Origin of the sequence: Cryobacterium sp. TMT2-10, from assembly GCF_004403075.1 — a bacterium.
Classification (GTDB): Bacteria; Actinomycetota; Actinomycetes; order Actinomycetales; family Microbacteriaceae; genus Cryobacterium; species Cryobacterium shii.
The window spans coordinates 25,569-35,999 of sequence record NZ_SOGW01000130.1 but is presented as its reverse complement, the minus strand read 5'-3'; the positions used below and the strand labels follow the sequence as shown (position 1 = coordinate 35,999).

Sequence of the window (10,431 nt, the reverse complement as noted above, 5' to 3'; positions counted from 1 at the left end):
CGTCGGGTGGCGATCGGATACGCGTCGCGGCCCCCGCAACGCGGGCACGTGAACCCCTCCGGCCATCGACTCTCAAAGAGATAGTCCAGGCACGCCTGCCCATCCACGAACCACTCCTGGAACGCCAGAATCGAACGCGGAAAATCAGGTTTGGGCACACCTCACTCTAGCTGAGCTAAGCGGATACGCACTACTCGGCTTATCCAGCTCGGGATCGATCGACGGGTGGCAGAGACTTCCGAAAAGCAGAGGCGCGACCATCCCCGATCCAGTCGGCTGCAGGTCCTAGAACCACATACCGTCCACCGAGTTTGGGTTTGGGTCAGCCAACCCAGTTCCATACTGAATCCCTGCCAAAACCACATCCAAACGGTGGCGTTCTTCACGCATGTCCTCGATGTCGTTGTACATGTCCTCACTAACCTCATCGTCAGTCAGTTCCAAATAGCTCTTTGATATCCGAAGCTGCGCACGGGCACCCATTGAAGCTGGCAATTTACTTACGATGCTGGCGATAATTTCGGAATCCTGTCTGGTTGGTGTATTGACAGTCTATCTGCTCATGAGCTAGGTCAACTAGGGCGCAGCGAGGCCGCTCTTGGTGCGGGAGGGGCCTTGGCCATCCATCAGTCCCTGTCTGCCGGGACCTTTTTGTAAATCGTTTCGGGTCATTCATTGTGGTGGTGGTGTCAGCAGGCGCCGCATCATCGCCCTGACGGTAACCTGAGTCAACTCAACAGGAGGCATTCGTGAGCATCGCCGGTGACCAAAAAACAGAATTCACTGTCCCCGTTTGGCCCGCGCTGATCATCCCGATCCTGCAGGTCCTCAGCGAAAGCGGCACCCTGCATCGCAAAGACCTCTTCGACCGTGCCGCCACAACGGCCGGGCTCGATGAAACCGCACGTACAGAAACTCTGAACTCGGGTGGCCTGCGATATGAGCATCGGATGGGCTGGGTCCTCGCCAACACGGCTCGAGCAGGATGGATTGACCGTCCAGCTCGAGGCCAGTACGCGATCAACGCCGTTGGCCGTTCCTGGATGGCGGAGAACCCTGACGGCTTGACCTATGGCCAAGCGCGCGAAGTGTTCGCTCCTTTCTGGCCGTCTCAGGCCCAGAAGGATCAGAGCAGCGAAGAGGACCTAACTGTTCCTAGCCTGGAAGTGCTTGACCCTGTCGAGCAGATCGAAGACGGCATCAACCGGATCCACCAGGAAGTCGGTGAAGAACTCCTGCACCGGCTGCGAGAGAGCCATCCTGACTTCTTCGAACAGGCCGTCGTGAATCTCCTCCTCAAAATGGGCTACGGCGGAGTCGAACAGCGCGGAAAGCGAATCGGCGGCACCGGAGACGAAGGCATCGACGGGATCATCGACCAAGACGCCCTCGGCCTCGGCCTCGACCAGGTCTATATCCAAGCGAAGCGATACAAGCTGGGGAGCAACATCGGACGCGAAACGATCCAAGCGTTCGTTGGCGCTCTCCACGGTTTCGGTGCCACCCGCGGTGTCTTCATCACGACGAGCGCGTTCACACCTGCCGCCATCAGCTACACCGCCGGAGTACCGTCCCGCATCATCCTCATCGACGGCCAACGACTCGTGGAATTGATGATCAAGTACCTTGTCGGCGTCCAATCACGACAGACCTATGCCGTGGTCGAAGTGGACGACGACTTCTTCGACTGAGACTCCGCTTGGTGGTCCACACCGAAGAATTCCCAATCGGCCGTGGCTGCCCACGCCGCACTACGAGCTGATCGGTTCAATCAGTCGCCAGTCCTCACTATCGAGGGTACGGACGTTGTTGACTGTCCGGGCTACCGGGTACGCCGTCACTGTCTTGGCGATAGCGATGGAGCTGCGGTCAAGCATCGAGAGGACTTCCTCCTTGTCGGTGATCTTCTCCGGGCGCAGCCACTGGTCCCACACGTCCGGGGTCAAGAACACGGGCATCCGGTCGTGGATCTCACCGGACGCGTCGCGCGCCGCGCGGGTGATAATCGTGAACGAGATCTTCCACAGGTCGCCCTCCTGGCGGGCCGCGTACAGGCCGGCCGCCGCCAGTACATCGCCGTCGCTGTGGATGAAGTAGGGCTGTTTGCCGTCGTCCATCTGCTGCCACTCGTAGTAGCCGGCCATGGGCACCAGGCACCGTTGGCTGGCAAACGCGCTGCGGAACATGCCGTTACTGGCCACCGATTCCAGGCGTGCATTGATCGGGGCCGGACCGCCCGGCTTCGCCCAACCCGGCTTCAACCCCCACGATGCCAAGTCCAGGTCACGCTGCACTGCTTCCTCGTGGATCCACTCGCGCACGATCGGCGCCGGATCCGTGGGGGCAACACTGTACGAGGGCTGCCAGTCGGCGGCGTTGTCGCCGGTGGCGTCGAAGACGCTCAGCAGCTCGTCGGTGGTGCTGGGGACCACGAATCTGCCGCACATGCTGTTGACGCTACCGCTCCCCCGACCTCGTCAGCAATGGAATCAACCCGTCGACCTTCTGCGTATCGCCAAGTCGACGAGCGTCAGACGAGTCGGACGACACCGCACTCCGGGCAGCACCAGTAGGGGCCTTCATCTGTGCCCTCGATCACCATGCGTACCAAGCACCGTTCGCAATTCGGCACACCAAGGTCGTCCATGTCGGCCACACTACGCCGGGCACCGTCCCGGACACCCTCGATGAATCCGGTCCGTCCCCGTGCAGGGCGACCTCTCGACACGGTTCGGCCAGAATCTCCGACACCGCTCCCCCGCGCCCGTCGGGCTCAATCCTGTTGACAAGGTCGCCCGAACGACAGTGCCACTCGAGCACGAACTCACGAACTGTCCCGGTGGGCGGCCTCGGAATGGGGCAGTGCTCGCAGTCGGGTGGCACGCCCAGGTCATCCGTGCTCCGGACTGCGCCGACCTGCAGGGCAGGTTCCACGCTCTCCGAGACGAGAGGCTCTTTTCGTATTTTCGTTATCGTTATCGTTATTTCATTTACGTATTGCGTTGCCAGTGATACGATATTGGTATGAGTATTCCTGAGATCACCGACGTGCGCACCTGCGGTTTCCCTGGCTGCGAGGAGCCCGTGGACGCCACGGCCGGTGTCGGCCGGCCCGCCGGCTACTGCGTCAACCCCGCTCACAACCGCGCCGCTGCGTGGCGGGCCCGCCGCGCCGAGTCCGGCCGGGTCGAGCGCACCGTCGAGGACGACAAACTCCCCGTTGATGCGGCACGGCAGCGGGCGAGCGTGCTGCGGTCCCAGGTCGCCGGGATGGTCGAGCACCTGCAGCAGCAGCTGGTGGTCCTTGTCGACGAGCTCCGCACCGTCGCGGACCCGGACGCAGCCGAAGCACAGATCGAGGCCGTCACCTCTGACGCGGCCGAGCAGGTCGCCACGGCGGCCGCCCGCGCCAACCGCGCCGAGACCGCTACCCGCAAGGCCGAGGCCGAGCGCGCCGAAGCCGACGCGGCAGCCGAGGAATCAGCTGCCCTGGTCGACGAGCTCCGCACGACCCTGGCCGCGCTCGAGCAGCGTGCCGCCACCCTCGAGGGCGACCTGGTCACTGCGGGCGAGGACAATGCACGGGCGACCGCCGAGATCACCGCCCTCACAGACCAGGTGGCCGCTCTGAGCATCGAGAACGCGGCCACGACCGCACAGCTCACCGAGGCCCGGGAGCTCGTCGCGGCGGCCACTGCGGCCAAGGACGAGGCGCTGGCGGCCGCGCGCGACGCGATCGCGCAGGCCACCGCCGCGTCCGAACGTGCCGAGCGGGCCGAGACGGATGCTGCGAGCACCCGGGACCTGCTCGATCAGGCCCGGACGGAGCGCGAGAGCGCCCGGGCGGAAGCGCTTGTGCTCACCGGGCGCCTGGCCACAGTCAGCAGTGAACGAGACAGTGCTACGGCCGAGGCCGGCAGGGAGCGTTCCTACGCCGAGCAGCGCGTCACCGACGTGCGGGCCGCCCTCGAGCAGCAACTCACCCAGCTGCGCTCCGACCTCGACCAAGCACGCACCAGTGAACGCGAACAGCGCACCCGCGCCGACCGCGCCGAAGCACAGGCGCCACGCCCCAAGCAGGAGTAGAACGCCGGCCCACTCCCCGTCTCGGCCAGAGGCGTACTGGGCGTGTTCCTGTCCGCCTGCGGCGCCGTCCCTCACGCCGAGCGACGGGCGGGGAGACCGCCCTAGCTCAGTGGTCGTCCAGCTGGGAGTGGCGAGCTATCACCCTGGTATCTCTCCCCTGCGTTGTGTGAGAGTTCACGACGTTCTACCTCTGCCAAAATGGCTCGCTCCACGAAGTCTGACCAGCTCTTATCGCCTTCGATGTGGCTCGTCGCCCGGTACGTTGCACGGGCCCGATCACGAGTGGCTACTGACAGATAGGTGGTCATCCGCGCAGTCGTGTCGACCACAACGGTTGCCGACTTCTTGGCTGGTGTGCGCGAGGGCTTTGCAGCGGGAGAGGCAACTGTTTTGGGCTGCTCACTGGTTTCCGGTTTTGGTTCAGGGCGATTTCGGGCCTGGAGCCGGCTCAGGTCATGAGCCCCGGCGCGTGGCGTGAGGCCGCCGATCTGTCGGTTGGGGGTTTCGTCGCTCATGCGAGGGCCTCCTGGTTCTCTGCTGCCGTAATCCTGGCCACGACTTCTTGGGTGATTGCCTGCAGGTCGTCAGCGACCGACGATGCTGTGCGTGGTGCAAATGTTTGTGCCTGCGCGTCACCCCGCCGGATCTCGTACCACTTCGGCCCCTTGCGGACTTGTGCGTCGAGTTCGTGCACCAGAAGACCCCGTTCTCGGGTGGCCTGGGCGGTCGCTTCGCTGTGGCGAACCGTGGCAGTGAAGACGACGTTGTTGTCGGCATTGAAGAGCTCTGCGATGTGTTCGCGTGCCTCGCGCTGGACGACGTGGGCAGAGGTCCCGACGTCTACCAGGACGACGCCGAGGAGGTCGAGGGTGGGATTCACTCCGAGGACCGCGTCGAGTCGCGCTGCGACGGCACCAAGTCCTTTGCGGCTTGATTTATCACTTTTGACGGGGACGAGTGCCCATCGCGCGGCCGCAACGGCCGCTGTCTGGAGCGTTTCATCGCCTGGTGGGCAGTCGATGAGGATCATGTCGTAGTCGCCCGCAATGGGCTCCAGCAGATGAGCGACGGCTAGCTTGGCCCCATCGGGGTCCTTGTTCGCTTTGGCAGCGAGACCGGCCGTGGCCTGGTCGAGGGCCGGACCTCCAGCGAATACGTCAAGGTTTGGTCGAACTTCGCGAATGGGGGCCGCTCCCCCTCCGAACATGAGTGCCTGAGCCAGTGCGCGGCCGGTGTCGTCCCGGTCGTCGTCCGTGTATCCGAGATCCTCGGCCAGGTTGCCCTGGGGGTCGAGATCTACCAGGAGTACGCGGTAGCCGTTGTTAGCGAGCATGCCGCCGATGTTGGCGGTGAGTGTGGTCTTGAGGACGCCACCCTTGCCGTTGATGACGGCGATGACCCGTTCCAACGCGGTGCGATTGAGTGCCGGAGGCATACGTTCTCGTTTCTTTTGTCGTCATTAGTGACATTACAGCTAATGCTGTCATTAATGGCATAAGCAGCATTGCTGCTTATGCTGTCTTTGCTGCTTATGCTGTCTTTACAGGTATTAATTGTATTAGCGTTATTAACTACAATGCCCGTATTACTGACAATAGCAGCATTACAAGCAATGACAGCGGACAGTCCACCTATCCCGAGCCTTGCGGCGTGCTTGGGGCGGTGAGTACAGGCGCTTCGGGTCGCTCCACGCTGCGGAGGCTCACGCCCGTAACCGCGCCCGGTGGGGGAGTGTGAGGGGGACACCCCTCACCGGCCGGCCCACCCGGGGCCAGCCGGTGCTTGCGGCTAGATGTTACGGAGCATGCTCACCACGGTGGGGAACGGGGACAGGCTCTCCACGAGGGCGTCGACGGTCCCGGCGTCGGGCTTCTGCGCGAGAGACTCTTGGATTCGGGCGAGCTGTGCGTCGGTGAGGCCGACGGTTTCACCGTCTCCGGTGACGCTGACGGCGATGGCGGTGCCGAAGATGACGGTTCGGGAGCCGAGTCGGTGGGTGAGGACGGTCGCGGGCAGGTTCAGGGTTGACCCGTTGATGAGGCCTTCATCATCGACGAAGAGGTCGATGTCGTCCTCCAGGCCGACGACGTCGAACATCCGGCAGCCGATGGCGGCGACGATGTCCGCCCCGATGCTGGCCTCGTTCACGTCCAGGGTGGTGATGGTTTCGGTCGGGTTGATCTTGACGCTGCGGATGCTGGTGGTCATGGGGTTCTCTCTCAAAGGTTGGTGAGGTGCGCGGGGTCCCGAGCTCTCTCGTGGGCAGTGGTTGTGTTGTCGTCCACCGTTTTTCTGCCCTTGGTGGCAAGAGAATCGATTGAGAGCGGGAGTGCCGGAGTGCCCGCACTCTCGTGCGAAATAAGGGAGCCTGCGACCGCGTGCGAGAGTGCGGGTGACGCAGGCACGGAGCGAACTACGATGATTGGCCACCAAGGGAAGAAATGTTTTGAAAGAGTCAGGCCAGCGCAGCCGGCTCCGTGTGTGTTCGGCCTCCAGGCCGGATTCACCTGGTGGGGGAGTGTGAGGGGGCAACATCCCCCTCACGGCGGCCGGCCCCTCGGCGGGCCGGCCTACGCGGCGGCTATTCGGGCCGCTGGTGCTGCTGGATCTCCGCATACGGGGCGGTATCGGTCCAGGTGTAACCGGTGCTGACACTGACCGTCTTGGGGTTGGCACGGACGACTTCGCGCCACTGGCCGCGGATCTTCACCCGGTCACCCTTCTTGACTGTGCTGCGGCCGTAGCCGGTGGCCGTGCCGCTCTCGATCTGGGCGGCGCGCACGGCTTCCCAGTACGCGATCTGGTCGCGCTTCTCGGCGAGGTTCGGTGCGAGGTGGTCTGCTCGGGCCTGCTTCTGAGCGTCGGTGGCGTCGACGTAGCCGTGTGCGTCGTCGTAGCGCGGGGCGATGATGCGTCGTTCTAACTTGCGGAACTCGGCCCCCAGGGTGTCGATGCGGTTGGCCACGGTGACGGGCCGGTAGCGGGCGTCGGTGGTGTGCGTGGCGGCGTCGGCTCGTGCCTGGGCGTGGGTGGCGTCGGCGCTGGCTTCAACTGATTTATGCATGGCGCTATCTGCTTTGGCGATCGCGTTGCGGTGGCGTCCTTCGGAGTGGTGGCCAACTTTGATCGGTTCTCCTCCTTCGGGCAGGCGGTCAAGCGCGCTCCGGGCGCGGGTCCACGCGTCGTCGCTTGCGGTGCTCTTGCGGTTCGCTTTGGCGGCCAGGGCGTCGACCCGGTCCGCCTGACGCTCGATCTTTCCGGCTTCGACCTCGGCGGTCGTGCGTCGCGTGCTGTCGATGTCGGTTTCGACCTCGAATCCGGCCGCTTCCAAGGCCTCCTGGGTGCGGGTGATGGTGTGGAGCTTGGGGAGGCGGTCGCGGGACTGGGGGACGAACCAGGCGCTGATGCTGCGCCCCCAACGCCAACCGACGGTCTTGAGGACGTCGGCGGTTCCGTCGCCTTTGCTGGTGCCGTCGATCATGGTTCCGGCTGCGTGGCTGTGGGTGATGGTGAGCATGTTTTCTGTTTCCTCGTTTAGGCGAAGCTGTCGGCGTAGCGGGTCGCGGTGCAGGTTTCTCCGGGCTGGGTATCTACGGCCCCTTCCGAACGGCACCCGCTGCAGGCGCACCCGTCCGCGTAGCGCTCCCTCGGGTAGGTGTTCTCGTACCGGTAATCGGACTCGACCATGGGATCTCTTCTCTTCGTGAACAACTGTTTTTTTGGCCTGTCTGGCAAGAGAAATCGAGAGCGACCGGGAGTGCCGAAGTGCCCGCAGTGCCGGGCGAAATAAGCCCGCAGGGCGCGTCCAGCACTGCGGGTGACGCAGGCACGCAAGGGAGCTACGATGATTGGCCAGATAGGACAAAAATGCCCGGCAATCAGCGCCGCACAGCGGCTCCATATCGCTCTTGACGGCGTCGCTGTCGCACTATCAGAGTGATATCACTCTGATATTCCGCTGCGGGGGAGTGCGAGGGGGATTCCTCCCCCTCGCCGGCCAGCTCGGGAGCTGGCCGGCTGCCCGGTCTAGAGTGCGGCGGCGTCCTCAGCGTTCGTGACGAGCTGCGCACCGAATTCGCGGATCAGACGGTGGCATCCGGCACTGGTCGGGGACGTGACCGGGCCGGGGACGGCGCCCACGGGGCGGGCGATTGTGAAGGCGTGGGTTGCGATGTTCAACGATCCCGACCGGTAGCCAGCTTCTGTGACGACAGCTGCGCGGGCGGCGGCCGCGATCAACCGGTTTCGCATCAGGAACCGGTACCGGGTGGGGCTCTGCCCGAAGCTGATTTCGGAAGCTACCGCGCCCGTCTCAGCAATCCGGGTGAGCAGAGCGTCGTGGCCCGTGGGGTAGTACCGGTCAAGTCCCCCTGCCAGGTACGCGACGGTGCGCCCGCCGCTAGCCAGCGCTGCCCGGTGAGCCATTCCGTCTACCCCGTAGGCTGCACCGGAAATGATCACGTGGCCTCGGCTGACCAGGCCCGCGGTGATCTCCATGGTGACGTGTTCGCCGTAACCGGAGGAGGCTCGAGCCCCGACGACGGCTGTGTTCAGGGGGTCGGCCAGGATTTCGGTGGCACCTCGTACCCAGAGCGCATAGGGGGCGGCGGTGCCGAGGTCGTTGAAACCTGCGGGCCAGTGCGGGTGGTCGGGGGTGATGAGTTCTGCCGACCCGGTGTCTGCGGCCGCGAAAGCTGCGGCAATGTTCCCCTCTGTGGCGCGGGGCCGGGTGCGGGCGCGGAGTGTGGCCAGGTCGAGTCCTGCCGCGTCGCCGGTGCCGTGCAGGACCACGTTCAGGGCTTCTTCCGCGCCCAGGGCGGCGATGAGGGTGCCGGTGTCCCTATCTCCGGGCTCGCTGATGATGGTCCAGATTCCGCGCGCAGCTGCGTCGGTAGTGAATCGCTGGATGGTGGGAACGTGGGTGGTGATGCTGGCGAGCGTGTTCATGGGTTCTCTCTCCCTCGTGGACAACTGTTTTTTTGGCCTGTCTGGCAAGAGAAATCGATAGCGACCGGGAGTGCCGAAGTGCCTGAAGTGCCGGGCGAAATAAGCCCGCAGGGCGCGTCCGGCACTGCAGGTGACGCAGGCACGGAAGGGAGCTACGATGAACCGCCAGAAAGGACAAAAAGCCCGGCAATCAGTGCCGCAAAGCGGTTCCATATCGCTTCTGACGGCTTGGCCGTCGTGCTTTCAGAGTGATATCACTCTGATATCTCCGTGCCGCGCAGCGGCTCCCCTGGGGGGGATAGGTACGGCGGCTGCGCCGCTGTTCCGTCACGGCCCGAAGGGACGAGTGCCTGATTGTTTCCGGCTCCGGCTTCCGTGCCGGAATCTGGGAACAGCAAGGCCCGGCGTGACAGTGGGGGACCGTCACGCCGGGGCTTGAGGCGAGGTTAGCCCTGTGTGACCGTGGCGGCGTTGGCCTCGGCTGGCTTGATGGCTGCCTTCTCGGCGCCTGTGTCGATCACGATCTGCTCGACCTCGCTGAAGTTGTAGCCCCATCCGGCCAACTGCTCGTGCGTGACCCAAAGACCGGAACAGCCCCGCCGAATAGGGTCCATTGCGCACCGGGTCCCGCGGGTACAGCATCAAGACTGCTACGTCCAAGACCCAATTGAGGAGGGAAAAAGAGATGACCATTGAGAAAGACGTTGAACAGATGTTGAGCGAAAAAACCAAGTTCATATTCTCCGATGTGGAAAAGCGGGATCAATTCCAGAAGCTCGTCGCAGACCTCAAAGAAGCCACCAAGAATGTTTCTGCCCCCGAGGGAGGCCCCATCCTAGAGATAGAAAAGGCCGGCAAGAAAGAAGGACCTAGTCTCCTCCCAGAGTTCTTCCTAGTCATCGTCGGAGTCACCTGGCTGGTCACGATGATCCAACACCTCTATTCCTCGATCACTTCCCCGGGAGGCACAGTCATCGACTCGAGTCAGGGTGGCAAACCTGTCATTACACACGACCCAAACCTGACCGATGGCGCCGTCGCTATCATCGCAAAGGACGGCACGGTCGAATACAAGGCCGAAGGATCACCCTTCAGCGTCCTGATGGAAATCTTCAAAGCAGTACTGATAGCTCTGGTATCAGGAAAGGCCGACACTGTGAAGGCGCTGGGAGATACGGTCAAAGATGCCGTCAGTAAGGCTGGAGGAGACCCAGGGACGGCTGTCAACGTCATTCCAAACGATGTCGGCTGACTCACTCAGTCGGAGTGGACGAACGGGTCGCAGCTGCCAGACGACGGGGCCGCGGTCACCCCTACTCAGACAGCGAATGTGAAGTATTTCCCCACAAAAGGCCTACTCGCGTTAACGTGCCCCGGTGAGGGCCTCCGTGACTGGTG

At 63.6% G+C, this 10,431-nt stretch carries 13 protein-coding genes; 3 read left to right on the top strand and 10 right to left on the bottom strand.

What is annotated here, in order from left to right; translation table 11 throughout:
* A partial coding sequence (locus tag E3T37_RS16290) for a transposase (protein WP_370292660.1) occupies positions 1-107 on the bottom strand: 107 nt, incomplete at its 3' end.
* A 178-nt stretch (positions 108-285) separates the two neighbouring features.
* On the bottom strand, positions 286-411 hold the full coding sequence (locus tag E3T37_RS17685) for a hypothetical protein (protein WP_255572885.1): 126 nt from the start codon (positions 409-411) through the stop codon (positions 286-288).
* A 338-nt stretch (positions 412-749) separates the two neighbouring features.
* Here E3T37_RS17685 and E3T37_RS16285 point away from each other — a divergent pair, with 338 nt between their 5' ends.
* The gene (locus tag E3T37_RS16285; RefSeq protein WP_241994589.1) at positions 750-1,691 is read left to right on the top strand and encodes a restriction endonuclease; all 942 of its coding nucleotides are present in this window, start codon (positions 750-752) and stop codon (positions 1,689-1,691) included.
* Positions 1,692-1,751: 60 nt separating this feature from the next.
* On the opposite strand, the gene E3T37_RS16280 is transcribed toward E3T37_RS16285, so the two are convergent.
* Positions 1,752-2,447 carry an SOS response-associated peptidase gene (locus E3T37_RS16280; RefSeq protein WP_134368315.1) on the bottom strand — a complete coding sequence of 232 codons (696 nt, stop codon included), beginning with the start codon at positions 2,445-2,447 and terminating at the stop codon, positions 1,752-1,754.
* 577 nt (positions 2,448-3,024) lie between these two features.
* On the opposite strand from E3T37_RS16280, the gene E3T37_RS16275 reads away from it, so the two are divergent.
* The gene (locus E3T37_RS16275) at positions 3,025-4,086 is read left to right on the top strand and encodes a hypothetical protein (protein ID WP_134368314.1); all 1,062 of its coding nucleotides are present in this window, start codon (positions 3,025-3,027) and stop codon (positions 4,084-4,086) included.
* A 101-nt stretch (positions 4,087-4,187) separates the two neighbouring features.
* On the opposite strand, the gene E3T37_RS17890 is transcribed toward E3T37_RS16275, so the two are convergent.
* The 7 genes from E3T37_RS17890 to E3T37_RS16970 form a co-directional block, all read right to left on the bottom strand.
* On the bottom strand, positions 4,188-4,394 hold the full coding sequence (locus E3T37_RS17890) for a hypothetical protein (RefSeq protein WP_370292659.1): 207 nt from the start codon (positions 4,392-4,394) through the stop codon (positions 4,188-4,190).
* Positions 4,395-4,597: 203 nt separating this feature from the next.
* Positions 4,598-5,521 (bottom strand): ParA family protein, encoded by a 924-nt coding sequence (locus E3T37_RS16270; RefSeq protein WP_104170602.1) that lies wholly within the window; start codon positions 5,519-5,521, stop codon positions 4,598-4,600.
* A gap of 353 nt (positions 5,522-5,874) precedes the next feature.
* Positions 5,875-6,294 carry a DUF3846 domain-containing protein gene (locus E3T37_RS16980; protein WP_166806129.1) on the bottom strand — a complete coding sequence of 140 codons (420 nt, stop codon included), beginning with the start codon at positions 6,292-6,294 and terminating at the stop codon, positions 5,875-5,877.
* 373 nt (positions 6,295-6,667) lie between these two features.
* Positions 6,668-7,603 carry a DUF3560 domain-containing protein gene (locus E3T37_RS16260; RefSeq protein WP_134368312.1) on the bottom strand — a complete coding sequence of 312 codons (936 nt, stop codon included), beginning with the start codon at positions 7,601-7,603 and terminating at the stop codon, positions 6,668-6,670.
* Positions 7,604-7,620: 17 nt separating this feature from the next.
* A complete protein-coding gene (locus E3T37_RS16975; RefSeq protein WP_166806128.1) occupies positions 7,621-7,773 on the bottom strand; it encodes a hypothetical protein in 153 nt (50 codons plus the stop codon).
* Positions 7,774-8,112: 339 nt separating this feature from the next.
* The gene (gene dprA, locus E3T37_RS16255) at positions 8,113-9,033 is read right to left on the bottom strand and encodes a DNA-processing protein DprA (protein ID WP_166806127.1); all 921 of its coding nucleotides are present in this window, start codon (positions 9,031-9,033) and stop codon (positions 8,113-8,115) included.
* A gap of 446 nt (positions 9,034-9,479) precedes the next feature.
* Complete coding sequence (locus E3T37_RS16970) at positions 9,480-9,647, bottom strand: hypothetical protein (RefSeq protein WP_166806126.1); 168 nt, start codon at positions 9,645-9,647, stop codon at positions 9,480-9,482.
* A gap of 71 nt (positions 9,648-9,718) precedes the next feature.
* Between E3T37_RS16970 and E3T37_RS16250 the strand changes: the two genes are divergently transcribed.
* Positions 9,719-10,285 carry a hypothetical protein gene (locus E3T37_RS16250; protein ID WP_134368310.1) on the top strand — a complete coding sequence of 189 codons (567 nt, stop codon included), beginning with the start codon at positions 9,719-9,721 and terminating at the stop codon, positions 10,283-10,285.
* Positions 10,286-10,431 lie beyond the last annotated feature (146 nt).

What these genes read in the sequence shown, in the direction of transcription:
- E3T37_RS17685 (WP_255572885.1), bottom strand. Translation starts at nt 411, where the DNA reads ATGTACAACGACATCGAGGACATGCGTGAAGAACGCCACCGTTTGGAT.
- E3T37_RS16280 (WP_134368315.1), bottom strand. Translation starts at nt 2,447, where the DNA reads ATGTGCGGCAGATTCGTGGTCCCCAGCACCACCGACGAGCTGCTGAGC.
- E3T37_RS16275 (WP_134368314.1), top strand. Translation starts at nt 3,025, where the DNA reads ATGAGTATTCCTGAGATCACCGACGTGCGCACCTGCGGTTTCCCTGGC.
- E3T37_RS17890 (WP_370292659.1), bottom strand. Translation starts at nt 4,394, where the DNA reads ATGACCACCTATCTGTCAGTAGCCACTCGTGATCGGGCCCGTGCAACG.
- E3T37_RS16270 (WP_104170602.1), bottom strand. Translation starts at nt 5,521, where the DNA reads ATGCCTCCGGCACTCAATCGCACCGCGTTGGAACGGGTCATCGCCGTC.
- E3T37_RS16980 (WP_166806129.1), bottom strand. Translation starts at nt 6,294, where the DNA reads ATGACCACCAGCATCCGCAGCGTCAAGATCAACCCGACCGAAACCATC.
- E3T37_RS16260 (WP_134368312.1), bottom strand. Translation starts at nt 7,603, where the DNA reads ATGCTCACCATCACCCACAGCCACGCAGCCGGAACCATGATCGACGGC.
- E3T37_RS16975 (WP_166806128.1), bottom strand. Translation starts at nt 7,773, where the DNA reads ATGGTCGAGTCCGATTACCGGTACGAGAACACCTACCCGAGGGAGCGC.
- dprA (WP_166806127.1), bottom strand. Translation starts at nt 9,033, where the DNA reads ATGAACACGCTCGCCAGCATCACCACCCACGTTCCCACCATCCAGCGA.
- E3T37_RS16970 (WP_166806126.1), bottom strand. Translation starts at nt 9,647, where the DNA reads ATGGACCCTATTCGGCGGGGCTGTTCCGGTCTTTGGGTCACGCACGAG.
- E3T37_RS16250 (WP_134368310.1), top strand. Translation starts at nt 9,719, where the DNA reads ATGACCATTGAGAAAGACGTTGAACAGATGTTGAGCGAAAAAACCAAG.